The sequence below is a fragment of the Steroidobacter agaridevorans genome (genome assembly GCF_009932555.1).
In the GTDB taxonomy this organism is placed as follows: domain Bacteria; phylum Pseudomonadota; class Gammaproteobacteria; order Steroidobacterales; family Steroidobacteraceae; genus Steroidobacter; species Steroidobacter agaridevorans.
This window is the reverse complement of record NZ_BLJO01000006.1, coordinates 27,498-52,537: the sequence shown is the minus strand read 5'-3', so window position 1 is coordinate 52,537 and position 25,040 is coordinate 27,498. Positions and strand designations below refer to the sequence as shown.

At 62.6% G+C, this 25,040-nt stretch carries 17 protein-coding genes; 10 read left to right on the top strand and 7 right to left on the bottom strand.

Annotated elements, in window-relative coordinates; genetic code table 11:
* Positions 1-47: 47 nt before the first annotated feature.
* A complete protein-coding gene (locus tag GYH35_RS21210; protein ID WP_161829443.1) occupies positions 48-1,217 on the bottom strand; it encodes a M23 family metallopeptidase in 1,170 nt (389 codons plus the stop codon).
* 198 nt (positions 1,218-1,415) lie between these two features.
* On the opposite strand from GYH35_RS21210, the gene rmuC reads away from it, so the two are divergent.
* Entirely contained in the window at positions 1,416-2,897 is a 1,482-nt protein-coding gene (rmuC, locus tag GYH35_RS21205; protein ID WP_161810636.1) for a DNA recombination protein RmuC, read from the top strand.
* A 16-nt stretch (positions 2,898-2,913) separates the two neighbouring features.
* Positions 2,914-3,915: a helix-turn-helix transcriptional regulator gene (locus GYH35_RS21200; protein ID WP_161829442.1), complete on the top strand. Its 1,002-nt coding sequence runs from the start codon at positions 2,914-2,916 to the stop codon at positions 3,913-3,915.
* 391 nt (positions 3,916-4,306) lie between these two features.
* Here the strand turns inward: GYH35_RS21200 and putA are convergent, their stop codons facing one another.
* On the bottom strand, positions 4,307-7,462 hold the full coding sequence (putA, locus tag GYH35_RS21195) for a bifunctional proline dehydrogenase/L-glutamate gamma-semialdehyde dehydrogenase PutA (protein WP_161829441.1): 3,156 nt from the start codon (positions 7,460-7,462) through the stop codon (positions 4,307-4,309).
* Positions 7,463-7,571: 109 nt separating this feature from the next.
* On the opposite strand from putA, the gene GYH35_RS21190 reads away from it, so the two are divergent.
* Positions 7,572-8,066, top strand: coding sequence for an Lrp/AsnC ligand binding domain-containing protein (locus tag GYH35_RS21190; protein WP_202624469.1), 495 nt, complete (start codon positions 7,572-7,574; stop codon positions 8,064-8,066).
* A gap of 7 nt (positions 8,067-8,073) precedes the next feature.
* Here the strand turns inward: GYH35_RS21190 and GYH35_RS21185 are convergent, their stop codons facing one another.
* The 5 genes from GYH35_RS21185 to GYH35_RS21165 form a co-directional block, all read right to left on the bottom strand.
* The gene (locus tag GYH35_RS21185; RefSeq protein WP_161829440.1) at positions 8,074-8,754 is read right to left on the bottom strand and encodes a hypothetical protein; all 681 of its coding nucleotides are present in this window, start codon (positions 8,752-8,754) and stop codon (positions 8,074-8,076) included.
* Between the two features lie 95 nt (positions 8,755-8,849).
* The gene (locus GYH35_RS21180) at positions 8,850-9,413 is read right to left on the bottom strand and encodes an RNA polymerase sigma factor (protein ID WP_161829439.1); all 564 of its coding nucleotides are present in this window, start codon (positions 9,411-9,413) and stop codon (positions 8,850-8,852) included.
* A 94-nt stretch (positions 9,414-9,507) separates the two neighbouring features.
* Positions 9,508-12,105, bottom strand: coding sequence for a CHAT domain-containing tetratricopeptide repeat protein (locus tag GYH35_RS21175; protein WP_161829438.1), 2,598 nt, complete (start codon positions 12,103-12,105; stop codon positions 9,508-9,510).
* The gene (locus GYH35_RS21170; protein WP_161829437.1) at positions 12,071-12,616 is read right to left on the bottom strand and encodes a hypothetical protein; all 546 of its coding nucleotides are present in this window, start codon (positions 12,614-12,616) and stop codon (positions 12,071-12,073) included. The genes GYH35_RS21175 and GYH35_RS21170 overlap by 35 nt, the downstream gene beginning before the upstream one ends.
* A 10-nt stretch (positions 12,617-12,626) precedes the next feature.
* Complete coding sequence (locus tag GYH35_RS21165; protein WP_161829436.1) at positions 12,627-13,910, bottom strand: peroxidase family protein; 1,284 nt, start codon at positions 13,908-13,910, stop codon at positions 12,627-12,629.
* 168 nt (positions 13,911-14,078) lie between these two features.
* On the opposite strand from GYH35_RS21165, the gene GYH35_RS21160 reads away from it, so the two are divergent.
* The 7 genes from GYH35_RS21160 (at position 14,079) to GYH35_RS21130 (ending at position 25,036) form a co-directional block, all read left to right on the top strand.
* A complete protein-coding gene (locus GYH35_RS21160; protein WP_161810645.1) occupies positions 14,079-14,930 on the top strand; it encodes an HpcH/HpaI aldolase/citrate lyase family protein in 852 nt (283 codons plus the stop codon).
* 182 nt (positions 14,931-15,112) lie between these two features.
* Complete coding sequence (locus GYH35_RS21155) at positions 15,113-17,524, top strand: sodium:solute symporter (RefSeq protein ID WP_202624468.1); 2,412 nt, start codon at positions 15,113-15,115, stop codon at positions 17,522-17,524.
* A gap of 4 nt (positions 17,525-17,528) precedes the next feature.
* Positions 17,529-18,404 (top strand): LysR substrate-binding domain-containing protein, encoded by an 876-nt coding sequence (locus GYH35_RS21150; RefSeq protein ID WP_161810647.1) that lies wholly within the window; start codon positions 17,529-17,531, stop codon positions 18,402-18,404.
* A gap of 111 nt (positions 18,405-18,515) precedes the next feature.
* Positions 18,516-20,699 carry a TonB-dependent receptor gene (locus tag GYH35_RS21145; protein WP_161810648.1) on the top strand — a complete coding sequence of 728 codons (2,184 nt, stop codon included), beginning with the start codon at positions 18,516-18,518 and terminating at the stop codon, positions 20,697-20,699.
* 77 nt (positions 20,700-20,776) lie between these two features.
* Positions 20,777-21,985 carry a serine hydrolase domain-containing protein gene (locus GYH35_RS21140; protein ID WP_161829435.1) on the top strand — a complete coding sequence of 403 codons (1,209 nt, stop codon included), beginning with the start codon at positions 20,777-20,779 and terminating at the stop codon, positions 21,983-21,985.
* Positions 21,986-21,992: 7 nt separating this feature from the next.
* Positions 21,993-22,886: a ribokinase gene (locus GYH35_RS21135; protein WP_161810650.1), complete on the top strand. Its 894-nt coding sequence runs from the start codon at positions 21,993-21,995 to the stop codon at positions 22,884-22,886.
* Positions 22,883-25,036 (top strand): formylglycine-generating enzyme family protein, encoded by a 2,154-nt coding sequence (locus tag GYH35_RS21130; RefSeq protein WP_161829434.1) that lies wholly within the window; start codon positions 22,883-22,885, stop codon positions 25,034-25,036. The genes GYH35_RS21135 and GYH35_RS21130 overlap by 4 nt, the downstream gene beginning before the upstream one ends.
* Positions 25,037-25,040 lie beyond the last annotated feature (4 nt).

The following is a 25,040-nucleotide window of genomic DNA, read 5'->3' as shown; positions in this document are numbered from 1 at the left end:
CTCCTGGCCGTTCCCTTCTGGAACGCGACAGGCGCTGCGATGTTTCGTCATGGAAAAACAATCACGGTATTGGCGGCGGGCAATTCCATGCCGCGTTTACCAGTTGCGGCAGGGAAGGATTTCCAGCGCTCGCCGGTCGTAAAGCCCTCGATGTCCTCGTAAGCACCCAGCACTTCGAAATTGCGGAAGACATACGGAATGCCTTCCGCCGACAGCTCCGAGGCTGCGTCGGCGACGTGGAAGTGAAGATGCGGTCCTGACGAACTGCTGCCGGAGTTGCCCAACAACGCAAGGACATCGCCTCGTTTGACCCGATCGCCGCGCTTCACTTTGATGCTGCCATGCTTGAGATGTTCGTAGAATGCATAACGATTGTTGCCGAGATCCAATGTCACATAGTTGCCGCTGGCATTCTCCAGGGCGATCGCACCGGTGGCTGCGGACAACTTTGCTCCTTCCTGCATATCGTCGACGGCATCGACGATGGTGCCGTCGGCGACAGCCAGCACTTCCGCACCGTAGCCGTGCCAATTCGACACGATCTCGGGATCGCCGGCTGCGCGCGTCGCGTCGTCCGCGAGCTTCACCCAATCGATGGCGAAGCGCGCCGGAATGCGGGCACGGCCACCGAGCGTATAGATAGAGGTTCGATGTCCACCCAGCATCATTGGGTCGTACAGCGCGACCCAGGGTCCGCCACGCAGCGGCATGTCCAGAGCGACGGGTTGCTCGGTGCGCACGACGCTCATGAGATCGGTGATCGCAGTCCGCTCTCGACCCGCCGGCCGCATGAGGTCGAGCTCGATGCTGTGCTTGAGCTTGGTTGGAGCGGTGGCGCCGGAGTCGAGCGCCAGCCACAGGTATAGAATCGTGCGTCCGCCGGCTACAATGCGCCGTCGTTCCGCACCTTCTGCCCGCGCGCCCACTCGGCTCAGTCGTTCGGCGAGCTGCGATCCGCTGAAACTCGCCAGTTGCTGGCCGCTGCCGCCATCGATCACATCGACGCGAAGTATTTCCACGTCGAACGGGCGAAAATTCGTGACGTGGAGTTCGTAGCCAAGATGCCGCTTGCCCGCGATGGTCACGGGCAGGGGCGCAACCGGAATCTGAACGTCGACCGACTGAACCAGCGCGGGCCGCGCAGCATCGGCCATGACAAGCGGCCCCAGCAGTATCGCGATGAGTGGAAGGATCAGGTTCGACGGGCTGCGAGTCACGGAATCGCTCCTTGTGCCGCGATGAGGGTGTCAAGGGCCATTATCGGTGCGGCCGCCCTCTATCTTCGGATGAATCGCCGAGGCGTTCTGCCGGTGCGCCGGGCCGAAGCTGGGGCGGTGTCACGTTTTGAGACTGATGAGTGCTGGAATCCCGACCGCATCGCTGGCGGGTCCGGCTTTAGTTGAGTGGAGGGTGGGATGGTCGAGTTGCTGATCGGAGCGGGTGCGTTGGTGGTGGGGTTCGCGTTGGCGTGGTATCGCAGCGGGCCGACGCGGATTGCACTTGCGAGCGCCGAAGCTCGCCTGCTCTCGGCGGAGCAGCGGTTGCAGGAAACGCAGATTTTCTTGACGGCGGCGCGAACCGACCTGGAACAAGCCAATGCCGCGTTTCATACAGCCTCCTCCGCCCGGGCCAGCGCCGAAGCGGTCGCTGCACGAGTGCCGCAGCTCGAGCAGGAGTTGCAGCAGGCCCGGCAGGTCGCCGCCGATCGCCAGGCCCAGATCACTCAGCTGCAGGCGCGAGGCGAGGAGCAGGCGAAAGCGGCCGAAGAAAAGCTGCGCTTGCTGAGCGACGCGGAAACGTCGCTCTCGAACGCGTTCAAGGCGCTCTCCGCCCAGGCGCTCGAAACAAACAATCAGAATTTCCTGCAGCTCGCGACCGCTTCGCTGGGCCGTTTCCAGGAAAATGCGAAAGGTGAGCTGGATGCGCGCCAGAAAGCGGTCGACGCGCTGGTGCAACCGATTCGCGAATCGCTGCAGAAAGTCGACGGCAAGCTCGGCGAAATGGAGAAGGCGCGTGAGTCCGCGTACTCGGCCCTGAACGAGCAGTTGCGTGGCCTGGTCGAGACGCACCTGCCTATGCTTCGTAGCGAAACCGGCAATCTGGTGAAGGCGCTGCGCCAGCCGACGGTGCGGGGGCGCTGGGGCGAGATGCAGTTGCGGCGGGTCGTCGAAATGGCCGGCATGCTCGATCATTGCGACTTCGTCGAACAGCCGAGCGAGAGCACGGAAGACGGCCGGTTGCGCCCGGACCTGATCGTAAAACTGCCGGGCGGTAAACAGATCATCATCGACGCCAAGGCGCCCGTGTCGGCCTATCTCGAAGCCGCCGAGGCGGCCGACGATGAAACGCGTCAGCTGCAACTGGCGCGCCATGCACAGCAGGTTCGCGCGCACATGTCGGCGCTCGGGCGCAAGGCCTATTGGGAAACTTTCACGCCCACGCCCGAGCTGGTGATCATGTTCCTGCCGGGCGAAATGTTCTTTAGCGCCGCGTTGCAGGCCGATCCCGGGCTGATCGAGTTTGGTGTGAGCGAAAAGGTCGTGCCCGCCACGCCGACGACCCTCATCTCGCTGTTGCGTGCAGTCGCCTACGGCTGGAGACAAGAAGCGCTGGCCGTGAACTCGCAAGAGATCGCGGCGTTGGGCAAGCAGATCTACGAGCGCATCTCGACGCTGGCGGGGCATTGGAACGACGTCGGCCAGCGGCTCGGCAAGGCCGTCGATGCTTATAACAAGTCCGTAGTCAGCCTGGAGTCGCGGGTGCTCAGCTCGGCGCGTCGCTTCAACAGTCTTCAGGTGGCCACCACGGAAATCGAAACCATGGAGCCTATCGGCGTGCTGCCGCGAGTCCTGCAGGCTCCCGAGCTGATCGAGCAGCGGCTGGCCGCGAACAATTAGCCGCCGTCGAAGGTAATTGCCGAGCACGATCGGTTCGCCGTATCGTGCCGCGGTGGACAAGTTCGATCGCATATTTCAATTGCATGCCATCCTGGCGTCGCGCCGGACCGCCATTCCGCCCGAAGACCTGATGGCGAAGCTGGAGTGTTCGAAGGCGACGTTGCATCGAGCCCTCAATGCGCTGAAGGATTATCTGCATGCGCCGGTGATCTTTGATCCGGACGCGGGCGGGTATCGATACGCACGCGAGCCGCACGGCGATACGTACGAGCTGCCGGGATTGTGGTTCACACCGCATGAGTTGCAGGCGCTGGCAGTGATGCGACGGCTGCTAAGCGACGCGGGCGGCGGCTTACTCGAAGAACATCTGGGCCCGCTCGCGCAGCGGCTCGATGAGTTGACCCGCCACCAACGATTGAACCTGGGAGAAGCGGCGAGTCGATTGCGGTTTCCGGGTGTCGGCGGCAAGCCGGCCGGCGATGCCTTCAAGATCGTCGCGTCGGCGACATTGCAGCGTCGGAAGCTGTGGATCGAGTACCACGCACGCAGCGACGACCGGCGCACGGATCGGACAATCTCCCCACAGCGCGTCGTGCATTACCGGGATACCTGGTATCTGGACGCGTGGGACGAAGGCCGCAACGCGCTGCGGAGTTTCTCCATCGATCGGATTCGTCGTGCGTCCATGCGCGAGGAGATCGCCTTCGACGTTCCCGAATCCGAGCTGGATGCGCACTTCGCCACCGCCTACGGCATCTTCGGCGGCAAGGCCGACAAAGTCGCCGTCCTGCGCTTCACCCCCGAGCGCGCCCGTTGGGTGGCGGATGAGCACTGGCATCCGGAACAGGTCGGAGCATGGCAACCCGACGGCAGCTACGAGCTCAGAATTCCCTACCGCGATTCACGCGAGCTCGTCATGGATATCATGCGTCACGGTGCGCACGTTGAGGTAAAGGAGCCGGCCGAGTTGAGAACCGAGGTTCGCGACCAGTTGCGCAAGGCGGCCGCCCAGTACTGAGACGAACCGACACGCCAGCGCGACGAATGACGAATTGACTCATCACCACGGTCGGACGCTCGTCCCGACGTCCGTCGCATCGTCACATACCTCTGGGCGCGGCGGCGGCGCCTGACTATTTGGGGCTCACCTGATCGACGAGGTGAGTTCCATGTTCTTCGCGAAACGCTGTTATGTCACTTCCGTTCTGCTGTGTGTCGGGCTCACGGGCTGCACGCCCGCGAACTTCGTTCAGCGAGTTCGCCCGGCGCCGGCATGTGATGTGCAGATCTGTCTGAACGCTGGCGCGAGCCAGGCGCGCTGTGCGTGTCGGACGCACGAGCAAGTACAGCGACAGATTTCTGAAACGGGGGGACGGCAGCTCTAGTGAGCTGCCGCCGTGGGCGACGGATCAAGAACCCAGTGACAGCAAGCGAGCGTTGCCGCCGGTAGCGACGGTATTCACGGTGAGCGTGCGCTCGGTCGCGAAGCGGAACAGGTAATGCGGGCCGCCGGCCTTCGGGCCGGTGCCTGACAAGCCTTCGCCGCCGAACGGCTGCACGCCGACGACCGCGCCGATCATGTTGCGATTGATGTAGATGTTGCCAACCGCAGCCTCGGCGACGATTTCCTGCCACACGCTCTCGATGCGAGTGTGGACCCCGAGCGTCAGCCCGTAGCCAGCTTCGCGAATCGCGGCAAGCACGTCGCTCTGTAGATTTTCACGCTTGAAGCGGACGACGTGGAGGATCGGGCCGAACTCTTCGCTAGTCAGCTCGCGCGCGTTGTTGAGCTCGACCATGCGGGGGGCGAAGTAGCTGCCTTCGGTGCGCACCTGGTTCAGATCGCACTGCTTGAGCATCTTCACGCCTTTCTGCGTCACCTTCTTGCTGTAGTCCTCCAACTTCGACGCGGCGCTCTGGTTGATGACCGGGCCGACATCGGTGGACGGCAGCGACGGATCGCCGATGTGCAGCTCGTTCATGCCGCCCGCGATCAGCTCGATGAGCCGATCTGCGACATCGTCCTGCACGAACAACAAGCGCAGTGCCGAGCAGCGCTGACCCGCAGACGTGAACGCCGAGGTGAGCACGTCATCGGCAACCTGTTCGAGCAGTGCCGAGGAGTCGACGATCATCGCGTTGATGCCGCCGGTCTCGGCAATCAATGGCACGATCGCTCCATCGCGCGCAGCGAGCGCACGATTGATGAACTGCGCGGTCGAGGTCGAGCCGGTGAAGCACACGCCGCCCAGCGCCGGATGTTTCAAGGCGACTTCGCCGAACATCTTGCCGGCGGCCGGAACGAAATGCAGAACGTCGCGCGGCACGCCCGCTTCGTGCAGCAGTCGCACGGCCAGTGCAGCGACCAGCGGCGTCGACTCGGCAGGTTTCGCAACGACGCTGTTGCCAGCGACCAGAGCAGCCGTCACCTGACCCAAGAAGATGGCGAGCGGGAAATTCCATGGGCTGATACACGCGAACACGCCGCGGCCGCGCAGGCTGAGCTTGTTGTCTTCGCCGGTCGGGCCCGGCAGCACTGTGGGCTCGGCAAAATGCTCGCGAGCTTGTGCGGCGTAGTAACGACAGAAATCCTCCGCCTCGCGAACTTCGGCAATCGCGTCCGGCAGCGTCTTGCCCGCTTCCTTGACGAGCAGTCTCACCAGTTCAGCACGATGCGCGCGCAGCTTGTCCGCCGCGCCAACCAAACAAGCGGCACGATGAGTGGCGCCAGCGTCATCCCACGCTTTACGCGCCTGGCCCGCTTTGTCGAAGGCGAGCGCGATGTCTTCCTTGGACGCGGCGCTCACATAACCCACCAGCTCCGAGAGGTTCGCCGGGTTCCGCACTTCATGCGGCGTCGACTCGATCTTGCCGACCAATGTCGAAGGCGCCGCATGCGGCAGCTCGCCGGACTTCTGCAGGGAGGCGATCTGTTCGGCCAGCTGCTGCGGATTGCCCCAGTCCACTCCGGAGGAATTTTCACGGGAGGCACCATACAAGTTGTTGGGCAAGGGAATATGCGGGTTGGTCATGCTGTCTGCCGCTTGCAAGGCTGCAATCGGATCCTCCACTACGGTGTCGACGGGGACGCTTTCATTCATGAATCGGTTGACGAACGAGCTGTTCGCGCCGTTCTCCAGCAATCGGCGCACGAGATACGACAACAGTTCCTCATGCTGACCGACCGGCGCATAGGCGCGAACGCGCGGAAAACCGTCGATCTGTCGCTGTGCTTCGGCGTGCAATAACGCGCCCATGCCGTGCAGGCGCTGGAACTCGAACTTCGCTCCCGGCGGTCGCAGTTCCAGCACGGCGGCGATGGTGTGCGCGTTGTGAGTTGCGAACATCGGGTAGATCACATCCCGATGCTTGAACAGGCGCTCGGTGTTGGCGAGATAGGAAATATCGGTGGACACCTTGCGCGTGAACACTGGGAACGACGAGAGGCCGCGCTCCTGAGCACGCTTGATCTCGGCGTCCCAGTAAGCGCCCTTCACCAAACGAACGCAGATTCGGCGCCCCGTCTCGCGCGCGAGCGCGGCGACCCATTCGATCACATAAGGCGCGCGCTTGCCGTAAGCCTGGATGACGATGCCGAGGCCCTGCCACGACTGGGTCTGCTTATCGCGAGCCAGGGCTTCGAACACGTTCAAAGACAAGTCGAGGCGATCGGCTTCTTCGGCGTCGATGGTGAAACCCACGTCAAACCTGGCGGCGCGACGGGCCAGATCCCCGACGATCGGCGCCAGCCGCTGCATGACCAGGCCCTCGTGCATCAGGTCGTACTTGGGCTCCAGCGCCGACAGCTTCACGGACAGGTTGGAGCGCTCATCGATGGGCGTGCCTTTACGCTGCGAGCCGATCGCGTCCAGCGCTTGTTCATAGGATTTGCGATAGCGCTCGGCATCGGCCCAGGTGCGCGCGCCTTCGCCCAACATGTCGAACGAGCACAGCGACAGCTCGGAAGTCTTGGCGGAGCGATCCAGCGCTTCTTGAATCGTGCGGCCGACGACGAATTCGCCGCCGATGATTCGCATGGCCTGACGGAACGCAGAGCGCAGCACCGGCGCGCTGATTCGACGCGACAGGCCTTGCACCCATGAAGTCGTTTCCTCGCGGGCCAGCTTCGGCGGCTCGATCAGCTTGCCGGTCAGCATCAAGCCCCAAGTGGAGGCGTTCACCCAGGTCGAATGCGACGCGCCCGCGTGAGCGGACCAGTTGCCCGATGCGATCTTGTCGGCGATCAGGCGGTCGGCGGTCTCGTCATCGGGAATGCGAAGCAGGCCCTCCGCCAGACACATCAGCGCGACGCCTTCCTCATTGGACAGCGCGAACTGCTGGAGGAACGAGTCGAGCAACGGCCGTTCGCGCGATCGGGCGCGGGCGCCGCTGACCAGCTGGGCTGCCCGGGCTTTGGCGCGGGCCCGTGCATCGAGCGACAGGCTCGAGCTTTTCAGCAGGGCTTTGACGCAAGTGGCCTCGTCTTGAAGCGTCGCACTTCGGATCTGCTCGCGGAGCTGCTCGAGCGACGGGGCGGTGGGGATGGCTGAGGATTGGGCGACCATGGGTAAAGCGGGCGAATCGGCGTTGCCGGGGGCTTGTAGTAACTGGGGCGAAAGCACTAGCGTATTGGGCCAGGGCCCGTCGAAACGACCTAAAAGTGGGGGTGAATCCGTGAAATCAACTGGCGCGAGTGCGGTAACCGTCCTGGACAAGATCGATCAGCGCATCCTGACCCGGCTGCAGGAGGACGGGCGGGTGTCCATGGCGCAGCTCGCCCGGGAGCTGCACATCAGCGTCACGCCGTGTGTGGAACGGGTTCGGCGGCTGGAGAAGTACGGTTACATCGTCGGCTATCGCGCCGATCTGTCGCCCGCGCACCTTGGCCAGAATCTGCTGGCGTACGTGCAGGTCGCGCTCGATCGCACGACGCCGGAGGTCTTCGATCGCTTTCGGACCGCGATGGAAGTGCTCGAGTTCGTGCAGGAGGCCCACATGGTGGCGGGCGGTTTCGACTATCTATTGAAGATTCGCGTGCGCGACATGAAGGAATATCGCAGCGTGCTGAGCTCTCACATCGCGTGCATCAAAGGCGTCCAGCAGACGCACACTTACTTTGTGATGGAAGAGGTGAAGAGTTCCAGCAAGGTGCGAGTACAGGCCCGATAGCCCGGGCTCACCCAGTGCGTCTGCTCGCAGGCCACACACGAATCAGGAACCGGCTGGTTTGATCGGTATCGTCCGTGATCGTCACTTCGTAATCGCCGGGCGCGACGCGCGGCGCATCGAGATAGAGGGTGACCATGCCATCCTCGCCGGCCGTCAGATGGTCGATCTCCGCGACTGGTTGCTTGTTATCGTCCGCATCGACCCGAGCCAGCGAGATCCGAAAGTGCGAGTCGGCCCCTGCGAATTCCGGCAGCACTCGCAATTCGATAGCTTCGCCGGTCTCTGGCAATGTGATCTCGGCATCGAACGAACTGCCGCGGCGGCGTAGCACGGCGTGAGAACTGGCGACGGTCGATGGCCCACCCAGCGCCGCCAGGTTCGCGGCCATCAAGGGCGGCGTTGGAGTTCGGATAAAAAAAGCCACGCCGATGACGAGGATCGCCGCCGCGGCGATGGCCAGATAGCGCCATCGTGCATACCAAGGGGTGGGCTTCAGTAGAGCGTCGAGCTCGCCGCTGGCTCGCAACTGAGCCAGGCCTGATTTGAAGCGCGCTGTGGTTTCGATTTCCCGCAGCATCTCGGGATGCTCGAGATAATAGGTTTCGAACGCCTCGCGCTCCGGGTCAGGCAACTGGTCCGCGAGATATCTCGCGACGATATGATGGTCATCGATGTACTGTCGGTCCATTGCTCAATCCGCCCTGCAACATGGACTTCGGACCATCCCCACGCCATCCAATGGTGTAACTGTCATCGGCACCTGGCTTCTCTCACGCGCTGCACTCAACACATTCCGCAGCTCAATAGCGCGATAAAGAAGTCCGACTTGTCGAGGCCCTTGGCTTCCAACAGCGAGCGCATGCGTTGCCGGGCGCGAAACACCACCCGATCGAAATGCAGTGGCGAGAGTCCCATGGATCGGCAGATCTCGGACTTGTCTTCCTCATCCAGATAGAAGCGCTTGACGATTTCGCGGTCGCGGGCGGTGGGCAGCGACGCGATGGTGGACACGACGTGGCGCATGATGCTGCTGTCCATCGCGGACTCTTCGGTGGCCCGTTGTGCTGGCAACTGATCGATGTTCTCGTCGCCGGCGTGCACGCCGGGACGGTTCGCGTACTCGCGACGATAGTTGCGATATAGATTCAGCGCGACCCGGTACACATAGCCCGCCAGCCGATCCTGATCGGACACGCGTCCGGCGCGGCTGTGCGCGATTGCCGTGGCCACGGCTTCGTTCAATATTTCCTGGGCGATATTCCCGTCGCGGATGCGGCGATGTAACAGCGTGTACAGACCGGTGTAATGCCGCTTGATGAACTCGTTGGAGATCGCGTCCTCGACCACGAATCGTGTTCCAGTCCTTAATAATACTTGCCGGCGCAGAATAGCGATGAATGACAGCGGCGTCATCCTGATCGCAGCGCGAATCCTGTTTTCTTTACAAGGACTGCTGGTCGTAACCACGATTGGATGATGCGAGCGCCACACCCGCCCAATAGTAGGGATCCGAGAAACGGCGCGATGCAAGCAACTCGCGCTGTGCAGCTTGCAGTGCCGCCGAGCTGCCGGCGCCTTGATGCAGCTTGCGATAGAAGCTATCCATGAGTGCGGCGGTGGCGGCGTCGGAAACACTCCACAATGTGCCGATGACCGAACCGGCGCCTTGGCTGAGGAAGCCATCCGCCAGACTTCGCACGCCCCAGCCGGTGTAGTCCTTGCCGCGCATGGTCTCGCAGCCGCTGACGATCACCAGCCTGGCCGAGAACGGCGTGCTGAACAATTCAGTGAAACCAAGGAAACCGCCGGACGTCACGAGGCCGACGATGTCCGGCGTGGTCTGGTTGAAATAGCCGTGGGTCGCGATGTGCAGAACCTTTGCCGCTCGCACTTTGGGTGAGAGCAGCACGTCGCTGGTTGCCTCCGCGCCGGCATAGGTGATCACGCGGGGCGCAAAGAGAGTCGCGACGCTAGTCGCTTCAGCGAGCGAGCTGGGTATCGCCGACAACTCGGTGCGCTGAGGCTTGAGCAAGGGAGCGGCGAACACGACGATGTCAGCGTTCTTGCTGGAAGCATTCGACGTCACCGATCGCTGAGCGTAGTAGCTCGACAACGATCTCGCGCGCACGATTTCGAACTTCGCGACCAAAGGAGCGTAACTTGGGGATCGGTCGTCGAGGTCGATGGCGGAGAACGGCAGCGGCTGCATGACATCGTCCGGCACGATGACGAGGCGCGTCGCGCCGCCATGCTTGCGGATGAAGTCACGCGGCAGCAGTTCGGCAAGAGCTGAGAGTGTCGCTTCGACCTGCGCGCCATGACCGGGAGCGCTCAACATATCCAATGAACGCTGTACCAGCGCTTGCACGATCGAGCGAGGCGGCAGACGGAAATAGCGAGTTTCGCTGCCGGCGAGCGCGATGCCGAAGCTGACGTTTTCCTGGATGAAGTAGCGAATGAAGACGTCGCTCGATGGCACTTGCTGCGGACGGAACGTTGCCTGCTGCTTCGGCGGCGTACTCGCGACGGGAGCTCGATACGTTGTGAGATAGGCGTCGCGCGCTCTATCCAGATCGCGCAAGGCCTGGTCCAACCGTGACTTCGCATCCTTCCGACGGCGAGCGTCGGTCGTATCTGGATGCAGGCGGTCGAGCGCGGCATTCGTCTCGATGAGCGCTCGACGAGCGGTGCGATACCGCTCGAACAGCTCGATCGCCTCAGTCTCATACGCACGGCCGACGACACCTGAATGTCGAAGCTCGGCCGGCACGATCTGCTGCGCGTAATAGGTTTCCAAGAGCGGCAGGACTTGCGGGCGATCCAGTTCATAGATCGCCTTCACATACTCGTTCAACACCGGTTGCGCGGCCGTGAGCCACGCCAGAGTGTCATCGTGCGTATCGCGCAGATCGCTGGCGACACGTTGTGCCAGCCGGATGGCTGCTTGCCCGTGCTTGCGAACGTTGCCGAGATCGCGATTCAGCGCATAGTGCCGGATGGCTTGTTCGGCGAACTGGAGCTGATGCGTCGGGCGCGCCAACTCGGATTTCTGCCGCGCCGAAGAACCGTCGATCAGAGCTTCGATGTCGCGGACCAGCTTGGAGGCGAGCGCCGCGTTCTGAGATGCTTCTACCGCGCGCACTCGCCGATCGTTCGCGATGCGCAACAACAGTACAGAGGCATCGATGCGCTGCTCGGGCAAACCGCGCGGATCGTCGAGCGCGAGCTGGGCATAGCTCCGTGCGAGCTTCGGCTCGCCTTGGGCTGCGTAGTCGAGAGCCAGCTCAATGTAAGTCACCAGCTCGCGATAGTTGCGCTCGTCGATGAACACTTGCAGCGCCTGCTCGTGCCAGTCGATCGCTTCCCGATACTCACCGCGATCGCGCGCCAGGCTGCCGAGCTTCAGCCGGGAGATGCTGATCTTCATCGCATCGCCCGACGCCAGGTCCAGTTCGTAGGCTGCTTCGAAGTAGCGCTGCGCCACGAGCCGCTCGCCTGTCTTTCGATACGCATCGCCCAAGCCGTAGTAAAGCTCGGCCAGCAGGACGCGGTTGTTGTGCTGGCTGGCGCTGACGATCGCGCGCCGCAGAAGATCCTTGGCCTTGGCGACTTCGCCAACCAGGATCAGCGAATAAGAAAGGTTCGAAGTGATCCGGTCGATGAGCGCCGCGTCGGCGTGCGCGGCGGTGAGGAATTGTAGCGATCGCTCCAGCGCCTGCCTGGCCCGGGCATGATCGTCATTGAGCAGATGATATTCCCAGAGCGCTTCGAGCCATTGCCCGTGCTGCAGCGGATCGGCCTTGGACCCGGCGAGCCCGAGCTGGATCTGCTCATAGGCCTGCGGCAGATAGATCGAGCGCCGTCCCGACTCGTTTTGCGAGCGCCGTAGCAGCTCGACAGTCTTGCGGCGCGCTTCCTGCTGCGCACTTGCATCGGAGGCGCCGGCTTGCAGCCCGAACAGCAGCCAGCCGGCGCCGATGAGATATGCCCATGCGACCAGCCAATCAGCGCGATACCTGCGACAAGACGGCTCGTTCATTCGCCACCGGCCCCTGAGGAGCCTGTGGTTGTAGCATAGCCGTGCGGTAGGGGCGCCAGGAAAACAGCGAGACCACGTTCTCCTGACCCGGTTTGGCCCAGGTGATGAAGTCCTGATGGACCAGGTTCATGGCCGAGTCGCGGCCCTTGGCGACCTTCCAGTGCACTACTTTCCAGCCGTGCATCTCGCCGGTGGGCTGGTTGCCGATCTGGTCGTCGATCAGCACCGGGCGGCCCTGTTCCATGCCCGGATACAAGCGCAGGCGTTGCATCACATCGGCCATTTTCTCGTGCCAGTTGCCCGACAGCGAATCGGCGCGCGCGAAGTATCTGTTGTTGTCGTCGCGCCCGAGCACATGTCGCAACGCCTGCGCCGTGTCGTTGCCGAAGCCGGGATGATAGAACGCCAGCTCCTCGACGGCCGAGGGCGGAATGAAACAAGGATTGACCACCAGCGTGGGCTCATGCCCTTCGTGCGCAACCCACTCGACCAGCTCTTCGGGGATTTCCATTCGAACCTCCTTAGTTGTTTCTAAGCACCAGCTCGACCACGTGCCGCATGCAGAACGTGCGCTCCGTATATGCGGCGTTAGCGAAGACACGGCGCTGCTCCTGCAGCTCATCGCCCAGTGCGCCCAGCCAGGACAGGACTTCATCCACCGGGAACCAGCGATCGCGATAGATCGAGTGCGGCGCGCCGGCGATCGCGTTGGCCAGGCCTTCCGCACAGATCAAACTGCCGACCACACCGAGATGCTTGCCTTCGCTGGCATGCGACGCTTCGAGCAGCAAGTAGGGCCACAGCGGCAAGTTCTCGATCGAGATGCCGCTCGACGGCATCAACTTATCGGCGAGCGGGCCGAGGTCGGGCAGCGGCCGGATGCCGAAGGCCGCCTTGAGCTTCGAACCGTTCGGCCCCGCCAGCAACTGCTGCACATAGGCCTTGCCCGGCGGCAGCTGTGCGGCGATGCCGGCACGCAGATTCATTTCCGCAATATTGATGGTGGCGCCGGTGGGAATCGGCACCTGACGCATTTCCCGCGTGATGAAAGGATCGATGGTCATCGCGTCCTCGACCCGATTGTTCAGCACCGGCCAGCCGAACATTCTGCGGAAGTCCAGTTCCAGCCGCGGATCCAGATTGCGATTGGACTGGAACAGCTCGGGCAGAGTCACATCGGGCTTTTGCGGGAACGATTCGTAGAACGGCCGCACCATCGAGTGCCCGAAGCGGAACGCCGCATGCGCGAACTCGCGGGCGATCGGGCGTGACGGCAGATTCAACCAGCGTTGATTGAAACGAAACACGCTGTCGAAGACCGCAGGCGCCAACACCTGTCGCAGATAGTCCTCGACGACCACCAATTGAAACACCAGCGTCGTCATCGCTCGCGCTTCGCCGGCGGTGCTGGCGTAGCCGCGTTGCAGAATCACGTTGTGAAGTCGCTGCCAGAACAAATGCAGCTGCGACACGATCACGTTATCGTCGTTGCGCAGCTCGGGAATATTCGGGACGCCGTCGGTGCGTGGCAGATCTTCAGGGCCCTGCGGAGTCGTTCGCCGGATAGGAAACAAACCGCGTGCGTCCAGCAAGGTCGCGGTTTGATTGCCGATTCCATAGACGCTGTCCATGTTGAGGTAGGGCATCACGTCGCGAGACTGGCCCGGGATCGGATTGGTCTGCGGCACGATGTCGTGCGCGACGAACTGTCCCAGATAGGTGTAGCCCACATCGATGAAGCGCGCGACATGCGATGACTCGGTCATCGCGTGCGCCAGCGTGGTCACCTGTTGCTCTGTCAGCATGGCGGACTCCGTTGCTGTTTTGGGCCCGTGTTCACAGGCCCTGGGTTGCCGCGGCAGGGGGCACGGGTATCTGTGACCGGCGGCGGAGATCTCTCAGCGACAAGCAACTTTTTGTTGCTTCTGATGCAAGCAGATCTGCGGCCGAATCGTGCTATCTGATGGGCCATCATGCGCAGCAAGTTATTTGTTCCGGGCGCGCGGCCAGAACTGTTCGGCAAGGCGCTGGCCTCGGCGGCCGATGCCATTTCCATCGATCTGGAAGATGCGGTGGTCGAGGCTCGCAAGGGCGAGGCGCGCGCGGCCGTGGCCGAGTTCTTGCGTTCGAGCGAGGCGCAGACGTCGACCAAATCCATCATCGTGCGGGTCAACGCACTTGCGACGACACATTTCTCGACCGACGTGCGAGTGATTGCGTCGCCGAGCCTCGCGCTGGCGAACTTGCCCAAGGTCGAGTCGGCAACTGAGATCGACGCCGCGATTGCCATCGTCGACCGCGCGTTCGTCGACGCCGGGTTGCGCCCGACGCTGCGTGTCCTGGCAAATATCGAATCGCCGAAAGGACTGCGCAACGCCGTTGCGATCGCCGAACACCCGCGCGTGGCCGGGCTGCAGTTGGGTTATGCGGACTTGTTCGGGCCGTTCGGCATCGAGCGTCGGGATCCGCAACACGTGTATTCGGTGATGTTCGCGGTCCGCATGGCGGCGGCGGAGGCGGGAGTGTTCGCCTACGACGGCGCATTTCCCGATATTAAAGATGCCGATGGTTTTCGCGCCGAAGCCGGGATGGCGCGCCGGCTCGGTTTCCTGGGCAAGAGTTGTATCCATCCCAGCCAGGTGGCGCTGGCGAACGAAGTGTTCCGGCCGGGCGACACGGAGATTCAGCAGGCCCAGAGATTGCTGGACGCTGCGCGCGAGGCGGCGGGAAATGGCGCGGGCGCTTTTCTGTTGGATGGCCGGATGATCGACACGCCGGATATTCGCCGGGCGGAATGGGTTGTCGCGAGCTCGCGTCGGGCTTAACGGCACCGCCGCGCTTCTGGAAGGCACCAGAACAAAGAAAAACTACGGTGTGAAATCACCGCCAGATGGTTTTCGTTTCGATTGGATTGCCACACACTCGGCCGGCGTCACACTGGCGCTGCGTTGGTCGCTTCGGGGGGATGATGGACGGTCAGGCGTCGCGCCGACCGCCATCGATGACAATGATTCGCGCCGTCCGGCTCCTATTAATAAGTGTGCTCCTGGGGCTTGCGGGCACCGCGCCGACGCGAGCCGAAAATCTGGTCAGCCTCGACATCGCGTCGCTGCCTGCGGCGCCCGAATCGATCGCCCATCTCACGGCCATCGGCGACACCTTGGTCGGCTGGGGCGCGTCGGGCACCTGGCGGCTCGATCCAGGGCAGCAGTCCTGGCGTCGATTGCGCGAATCGGACGACGGTTCTGTCGTCAGTGTCGCCGGCGATGGACAGGTGGCCTATGTGCTCGGAGGCTCGCGCGCGAACGGTCGCGTCGAACGTATCGAGCGATTCTCACTGATCGACCAGGCGCAGGCCGCGATTCCTCCGCTCCCCGAGCCGCTGTTCTCTGCCCATGCCGCCGTTGCCGGCGCGAAGGTCTGGCTCTTCGGTCTGGATTCGAATCGAGGCCGTCGCTTTTTTGAGATCGATCTCAGTGCCGTCAGCCCGACCTGGATCACTCATGGCGCGTGGCCGGGTGCAGCGGATGAAGTCACTTCTGCGGTCGAGCAGATCAACTCGCTCTTGATTGCCGTGCGCGGCGGTGAAGGTCAGGTCGATCGGATCCTGCAATGGAAAGCGGACGAGGGCTGGAAGGATCGAGGCGCGGCGCCCGCGGCGCTGGTGCCCGAATCGGCCAGTGCATTGGGCCAGGCGCATGTGCTCTATCTTTCGAGCGCGACGCCGAGTGCCATCGTCACGTTCCATACCATCACCGGCTCGTGGGCCACCCTTGCCGAAACGCCAAACGCTGCGCAGGCCCTGGCCACCGGTTGGCAAAACGGTCTGGTGTGGTTACGCACCAGCGAAGACGGCACACAGCAACTGAGCTCCGGCCAGGTCCGCTCGACCAACCTGCTGCTGCAGCCGCTGGATTGGGTGATGATCGTCGCCTACCTGGCGTCCATGATCGGCATGGGCATGTATTTCTATTTGAAGGAGAAGCGCAACTCCACGTCGGACTTCTTCGTCGGCGGGCGCAAGATTCCGTTCTGGGCCGCCGGCGTCAGCTTGTATGCCGCCAACACCAGCTCGATCAGTTACATCGCCATCCCGGCGAAAGCGTTCGAGACCAACTGGCAATATCTCACCAACAACCTGATTGCGGTGCTGGGGCTGATGTTCGTCGCGGTGTGGATCGTACCGCTGCTCCGCCGGCTCAATCTCATGTCGGTGTTCACCTATCTGGAAACGCGCTTTCACCCGATGATTCGCACGCTGGCGAGCGCGTTGTGCATCCTGATGCAGATCGGCGCGCGCATGAGTGTGATCATGTTCCTGCCGTCGCTCGCGATTGCGACGACCACGGGCATCGCCGTGGAATGGAGCATTCTGATCATGGGCGTGTTCACCATGATCTACACCGCCATGGGCGGCATGAAGGCGGTGATCTGGACCGACTTCGTGCAACTCATCGTCAAGATGGGCGGCATCGTGTTCGCCATCCTGTTCATCGCCTTCATGGTGAAAGGCGGCTTCGGCGAGATGGCTGCGATTGCCGCGGCCGAGGACAAGACCAGGCTGTTCGACTTCAGCTTCGATCTCACCAAGGCGACGGTGTGGGGCTTCGTGTTCCTGGTGCTGTTCGACGTGGTGCTGACCTTCCCCAAGGATCAGGTGCTCATGCAACGGGTGCTGTCGACCGAGTCGGCCAAGGAAGCGGGCCGGTCGGTGTGGACGTTCGCCGCCATCATGATCCCCGGCGGCTTCATGTTCTACATGGTCGGCACCGCATTGTATGCATTCTATAAGACGCATCCGGAGCGCTTGAACCCGCTGCTGCCGATCGATTCCATCTTTCCGCTGTTCATTGCGGCGGAGTTGCCGATGGGCGTGCGCGGCCTGATCATCGCGGGCATTCTGGCGGCCGCCATGGCCACACTGTCGAGCATCATGAACAGCGTCGCGACGCTTGCATCCGTGGACTTCTATGAAAAGCTGGTCAAGAACCCCGACCCGAAGGTGAGCGTGCGCTTTGCCGAATGGATGACGGTGGTCACGGGCCTGGCCGGCATGGGCCTGGCGTTGCTCCTGTCGCGCTATGACATCCATTCGTTGTTCGATGTCTCGATCGAGCTGGCCGGCTTGTTGGGCGGCGGCTTCGCCGGCGCTTATACCTTGGGCATGTTCACGCGGCGCGCGAACTGGCAGGGTGTGGCCATTGGCATCGGCACGAGCATCGTGATAACTACGTTCGCGTGGTCCATGAGTCTGGTCCACCCCTATTTCTACCTGGCCATTTCCATCTTGCTGTGCATTTGCATCGGCTACGTCGCGAGCTTGTTCTTCCCGGCGCCGAGCGCGCAGGCGCTGGAAGGATTGACGATTTTCGGTGAGCGCAGCCGCCCGACGGGCGCGGCATTGATGCAGAACGAGTAGCCGCTTGGATACGCAGTTCCTTCGCACCTTCGTATCCGTCGTCGACAACGGCTCGATGGCTGCGGCCGCGCGCTTGCTGAACATCACGCCGGCCGCAGTCGCTCAGCAGATTCGCACGTTGGAACGGCAGATCGGCCAGGCACTGATCGCTCGCGCCGGCCGCACGGTCAGCGTCACCGAAGCGGGTGCTCGAATCCTCGAGCGCGCCCGCGAGCTGCTACGAGACGCCGAAGATTTGAAGGCCGTCGCGAATGATGAAGGTGTCGCGGGTGAGCTACGTTTGGGCGCTGGCACCACTGCGCTGACGGGGGTGTTGCCCGACATCCTCACGCGCATCGTTGCGCGCTTTCCTCAGATCAGTGTGTTCATCAAGCCGGGTTACTCGGCGGACTTGTATCGCGCCGTCGAGAAAGGCGAGCTGGATGCGGCGGTCGTGCTCGAAGCGCCGTTCACCTTGCACAAGAGTTGTGGCTGGCTGCAATTGCGTGAAGAGCCGCTGGTCGTGCTCGCGCCGCAAAGCATGGCCGGTCGGGATCCGCATGAATTGTTGGCAACGCAACCGCTGGTGCGCTACGACCGCAATCAATGGGGCGGCCGCAAGGCGGATGAGTACCTGCGCATGGTGGGCATCACGCCGCGCGAGCGTTTCGAGCTGAATGCATTGAATGCCATCGCTGTCATGGTGGATCGCGGTCTGGGTGTGTCGCTGGTGCCGGACTGGGCCAGGCCGTGGCCGGAGGGTTTGAAACTGGTGCGTATTCCTTTGCCGCATGCCTCGGAGCCGCGGCGCATCGGCATCGTTTGGTCGCGCGCCTCAGTGCGGATCCGGCTGGTCAACGCTTTCGTCGAGGAAGCGGCGAGCACAAGTAATAAAAAGTAACGTCTGAATATAGTCCGCCCGGATTGGTTTCGTCGCCCGTTGGCACAGACTCCCATCGCGTAAGCGCACTCACAACAGCTCTTAAGCACTGGTCTGGAATTTGGGGGAGTCATGAAAAACTATATGGGGCGTCGCATCCCGCTTGCGACCAGTTTGAGCTCGTTGCTGCTCGCGTCGGTCGCTACCGGCGCTCAGAGTCAGGACACCGCAGCCGGCGCCGAAGATCAGATCGCCGAGGTGATCGTCACCGGTACGCGCGTACCCAAGTCGGTCGACAGGATTCCGGGCGCCATCACCGTCATCGGTGAAGCGGAGCTCGCCCAGACCCAGGCGGTGACTTTGGATGCAACAGCGGTGCTGTCGCGCACCGTGCCGGGCTATTCCGAATCCTCGCAGGCCATGAGCAACACCGGTGAAACGTTGCGTGGCCGCATCCCGCTGCGTCTGTTCGACGGCGTGCCGCAGGGCTCGCCGTTGCGCGAAGGTACTCGCAGCGGCACGTTCACCGACATGGGCATCGTCGAGCGCATCGAAGTCATCAATGGTCCTTCGGCCGCTGAAGGCATCGGCGCGGCGGGCGGCATCATCAATTACATTTCGCGCTCGCCCACCGTCGAAGGCACGGAAGTGGATTTGACGGCGCGCTACAGCAGCCAGTTCGAAAACGACGGCGACGATTGGAAGATCGGCGCGACGTTGACTCACAAGCAGGACCGTTTCGATGTGCTCGCCGCCGTGTCCTATGTGGATCGTGGCATGACCTACGACGGCAATGGCCGCGCCATCGGCTTGAACACCAGCGGCTCGGTCGCGGATTCCGAAGCCGAAAATCTGTTCTTCAAGGGCGGCCTCAATATCGGCAACGACCAGCGCCTGCAGCTGAGCGTCAGCCGCTTCAACATCGCGGCCAAGGGCAATTACATCCTGGTCGATGGCGACCGCACCACGGGCGTGACGAACACCTCGGTGCGTGGCAGGCCGCTCGGAGCCAAGGCCGAGTTCAACGATTTCGATCAGGAAAGCCTGACCTATACCCACAGCAATTTGTTGGGCGGCTCGCTCACCGTCAACGCGTATCGCGCCGAGCAGGCGATGCGGTATGTTGCGGAAGACGGTCCGGATCGTCAGGACCCGTTGCTCGCGCCGCTCGGCACGTTGATCGATCAGTCCGAAATTCACACCGAGAAGAAAGGATTGCGCACCGGATGGGCGCACTCGGATGTGTTCTCGGTCACCGGTCTGGAGCTGAACGCCGGCGTCGACTGGACCGAGGACGTGGCGGAACAGCGCCTCGCGCTCACCGATCGCGTGTGGGTGCCGCCGATGCAATACACCAGCATCGCGCCATTCGCCCAGCTCTCCTATGACATCGGTCCGGTGACCTTGAGTGGCGGCATTCGCCGCGAGGATGGCGAGCTGGAGGTCGACGATTACGTCACCACCTGGTTCCGCGATCGTCGGCCGGTCGATGGCGGCACGCTGAGCTATGAAGAGAATCTGCCGAACTTCGGCGTCGTCTGGCGCATCGTGCCGGGCCTGTCGACGTTCATTTCTTATAGCAAGGGCTTCACGCTGCCCAACGTCGGCATCCCGCTGCGTAACGTGCAGTGCTCGAACGACAATCCCGAAGGCACGCAGCCCGATGGTTGCCCGAACGATCCGCGGCAATCGGTGGCTGGCATTCTCGATCTGCAGCCCGTCGTGGTGGACAACACCGAAGTAGGCTTCAACTGGCGTGGTTCGCGTGTGAGCTTCGGCGCGTCGTACTACGAGTCCGATTCGGACTTGGGTGTGTCGCTCGCGGTCGATCCGAGATCCGAAGACTTCGTCATGTTGCGCCGACCGGTGGAGATCAAAGGTTACGAGTTCAGCAGCGAATTCAAGATCACCGACACGCTGCGGGCCACGGCCTTGTACTCGCATACCGAAGGCAAGACGCGCACGATCGATACCGGTCCGCTCGATCGTGAGATGGGCGTGAACGACATCAGCCCGGACAAGATCGGCACGTCGTTCAGTTGGCAGTTCACCGAAGCGGGCGATGTGACGGTGGGTTCGACGACTTATCTCGGTCGCGATTTGAACGAAGGCCGTCCGGGTGAAGAGCACACCAGCGGCTACACGTTGTTCGATCTCGGCGCGAACTATCAGTTCGGCAAGAGCCTGGTGACGCTCGGCGTGGAGAACGTCACCGACAAGTTCTATGTGCTGAGCTGGTCGCAGGTGCCGGGCTTCCGTAATTACTGGTCGGGCCGCGGTCGAGTGACCTCGCTGACCTACACGATGAAATTTTGAGGCCGGAAGGTAGACGGGCCATGTCAAAGAGCCGTGCGGGCGTTCCCCCCGCCCGCGCGGCGGCCCACGGGAGCTGGTTGGCTCTGGCTTTGATAGCGCTGTTCGCGCAGCCAGCTCTTTCGGAGGGAAGCTCCGCCGATAAGTTCGTCGCGGCGGCTATCGACAAGGGACAGTACTTGGGCGCGGTCACGCTGATCGCGCGACACGGAAAAGTTGTTTCCTGGAAAGCGCATGGACGACGCGAGCTCGGCTCACCGGACGCGCTCGAGCCCGATGCCATCTTCCGTATCTACTCCATGACCAAGCCGATCACGTCGGTGGCGGCCTTGATGCTGATGGAGCAGGGCAAGTTTCAGCTGGACGATCCCGTCAGCAAGTATCTGCCCGAGTTCGGCGAGGTGCGGGTGCTCGCCGGTGGCACGGCCGATGCGCCGGAGCTGCGGGCGCCAAAGCGCCCCATGACGATTCGCCAATTGTTTGTGCATGCTGCCGGACTCGCGGGGGGCGAGCAGACACCGCCGGAGGCCATGCGGCTGATCGAACGCGCGGAGTTACACCGGGCGACGGATTTGCAGAGTTACGTCCGCATGCTGAGCCAGGTGCCGCTGGCCGCCGATCCAGGAGCGCTGTTCAACTATGACGGCGTGCATACCAACGTGTTGGCCCGCCTGGTCGAAGTGTGGTCGGGCCAGAGGTTCGATCGCTATCTGCAAGAGCGCATTTTCGCGCCCTTGCGCATGCAAGACACAGGCTTCACAGTCCCGGTGAGCCAGCGCCATCGTATTGCGCAGATGACGGCGACCGATGCTGCCGGCCGGCTGATCCCTTCGGCGACGTATGCCGGCGTCGAGCCAGGACGGGCGATCAATCTGTATTTCAGTGGCGCGGGCGGCCTTTACTCCACTGCGGCGGACTATCTGCGCTTCGCTCAGATGCTGCTAGAGGGTGGCGAGCTCGAAGGCGTCCGCATCCTCAGCCGCGAGACCGTGAGCTTGATGATGACCAATCAGCTCGGCACTCTCGAACCGCCGCAACTCGAGTTCCGGCCCGGCGAAGGTTTCGGACTGGGCGGCTCTGTCGCGATCGATCCAGCTCGGAGAGCCCGCGTGGGCAGCGTCGGTGACTTCGGCTGGTTCGGTGCGGCGTCGACGTACTTCACCATCGATCCGCGCGAAGGACTGATTGCGATGCTGTTCATGCAACATCTGCCGGAAGGCTCGCCAGTCGAGCCTCCCAAGCTCAGCGGTCGGTTTTACACTCTGGTTTATCAATCGTTGGTGCAGTGAGCGCGTCATGATCCTCGTCGCCGGCTCGGCCAATCTCGACTTCGTGGTGCAGGCGTCGCACATCCCGGCGCCGGGCGAGACCGTGCTCGGGCGCGATTTCAAAACGTATCCGGGCGGTAAGGGGGCGAACCAAGCCATCGCTTGTGCGCGCGCCGGACAGGCTGCGACGCAGATGCTGCTCGCCCTTGGCAACGATCCTTTCTCAAAACCGATTGAGGCTTCGCTGCTCGCGGCGGGCGTGCAGATGCACGTGGTGCGTGTCGAGGATCGGCCGACGGGGACGGCGTTCATTTGTGTTTCGGACGATGCCGAGAATGCAATCACTGTCGCGCCCGGCGCCAACAATGCTCTGCGCGGCGAGCACCTGCCGTCGCTGGATGGCTGCAATCATCTGCTACTGCAGTTGGAGACGCCGATCGAAACGGTCATCGCCTACGCCCGAGAGGCGCGAAAGCGGGGCGTGCGAGTCGTGCTGAACGCAGCGCCCGCGCGAGCGCTGCCCGATGAGTTGCTCGAGCTGCTCGACGTGCTGGTGGTCAACAAAGGCGAGCTCGCAACCGTCGCGGCCCATCAAGGCAGCATCGAACAATGCATGCAACGAATCGACGTGCCGTGCATCGTCGTAACCCTCGGCGATCGCGGCTGCTGCGCACGTGTCGATGGCGAACTGATCATGCAAGATGCCTTTGCAGTCATGCCGGTGGACACGACGGCAGCGGGTGATACTTTTTGTGGCGTGCTGGTCGCGGCGCTGGATCGAGGCATGAACATGGCGCAAGCGCTGCGCTGGGCAAACGCCGCCGGCGCTCTGGCCTGCACCAAACATGGCGCGCAGTCGAGCATCCCGACGCACGCCGAGCTCCTGGATTTTCTGTCTCAACATTCCTGTTCGAACTCATGAAATCGAAGCCGCAACGCGCTCCCGTCACTCAAGTCGGCGAGTACGCTCTTCCGCACACCGTTGGCGCCCATTTGCCGACGCCGGGCAAAGCGCCGGGCTGGCCCATGATCAACATCGGCCAATGGCGCATCGATGTGACGGGCGCCGTGCCGGTCTGGCTCGCCGAGATGAAGGTGTGGCGGCACGAGCATCTGATTCGCATGGGTTACGACGACTCGGAGTATCGTCGCCCCGAGTTCGCGTGGACGCAGAAGAACATCGTGCACACGCAGATGATGGTCGAAGATCGTTATTTCTACGATCCGGTCGCCGGCAAATACACCGTCGACAAGTATCTCGACGACCTCGAGCGCCGCTTCGGCGGCATCGATAGCGTGCTCATCTGGTACGTCTACACCAACATCGGCATCGACGATCGCAATCAAACCGCGCTGGCGAGCGATCTGCCCGGCGGGCTGGAAGGATTGAAGCAGGCGATTGCGGATTTTCACCGTCGCGGCGTGAAAGTGTTTCTGCCGACCATGGCGTGGGATAACGGCACCAAGAGTGAAGGCGTGCCCGACTGGGAAGCAGTCGCCAGGCTGGCAAAGCTGGTTGGCGCCGATGGTGTGAACGGCGATACATACAATGGCGTGCCGCGCTCGTTCCGTGTGGCGTCCGAGGCCATCGGTCATCCGCTCGCGTTCCAGCCCGAGTCGGTGCCCTATGCCGACGAGCAGTTGATGTGGAACAACCAGAGCTGGGGCAGGGCATCCATCGAAATCATTCCCGCGGTGAGCAAGCTCAAGTGGCTCGAGCCGCGCCATGTGATCAACATCGAGAATCGCTGGGCGCGAGATCGCACCGACGATTTCCACTACATGTTCTTCAACGGCATCGGCTATGTCGCTTGGGAGAACGTGTGGGGTGTGTGGAATCAGTTCACGGCGCGCGATGGCGAAGCGCTGCGTCGCCTGTCGACATTGTTGCGCAAGTTCTCCGAGCTGTTTGTGAGCTTGGATTGGGAGCCGTACGCGCTGACGCTCCAGCAAGGCGTGTTCGCGAGCAAGTTCCCATCGACGACCAAGACGCTGTGGAGCATCGTCAATCGCAACGAGTACGACATGTTCGGCGAACAGCTCGTCGTGCCGCACGTTGCAGGCCGGACTTACTACGACTTGTGGAACGGCACGCGCCTCTCGCCACGCATCGTCGACGGTCAGGCTCACATTTCGTTGACGTTGGAAACGCGCGGCTACGGTGCGGTCCTTGCACTCGAGAGCGGTGCGAGCGTCGAAGGTCTCGATGCGTTGCTCGCGCAGATGAAGAAGTACAACGAGGTGCCGCTGCAGTCGCTATCGAATGTCTGGCAGGCGATTCCGCAAAAGATGGTGGAGATCGAACCGACCAAGCCGTCCGCCGCCGCCCCCGAGGGCATGGTCACGATTCCAGCCGCGGATTTCGACTTCGTCGTCGGCGGCATCGAGATCGAGGGCTATACCTGGAAGGGCTTGGATTTCCAGTACCCGTGGGAGAACTCGGCGCGTCGCAGCCATCGGCATCGCATGCACGTCAAGTCGTTTCACATCGACAAATATCCGGTGACCAATGCGCAGTTCAAGAAATTCCTGGACGCGAGCGGATACCGGCCGAAGGACGCGCACAACTTCCTGCGCGATTGGGTCGACGGCGCGCCACGCAAAGGTTGGGAGAAGAAGCCGGTCACGTGGGTGTCGATCGAGGATGCGCGGGCCTATGCTGCTTGGGCCGGTAAGCGGTTGCCGCATGAGTGGGAGTGGCAGTACGCCGCGCAGGGCGCCGATGGCCGCCTCTATCCGTGGGGCAACGATTGGAACACGTCGAACATGCCAACGCAGAGCAAGGAGCGCGAGATGCCCGTGCCTGCCGACGTAGACGCCCATCCGCAGGGAGCGAGCCCGTTTGGAGTCATGGATCTGGTCGGTAACGTGTGGCAATGGACGAGTGAGTTCTACGACGAGCACACGCGTGCCGCCGCACTGCGCGGTGGCAGCTCTTATCAGCCGCAAACGTCGCACTGGTACTTTCCTCAGGCGTACCAGCTCGATCAGCACGGCAAGTATCTGCTGATGGCGCCTTCGAAAGATCGCGCGGGCATGCTGGGCTTCCGCTGCGTCGTGGACGCAGGCTGATTCG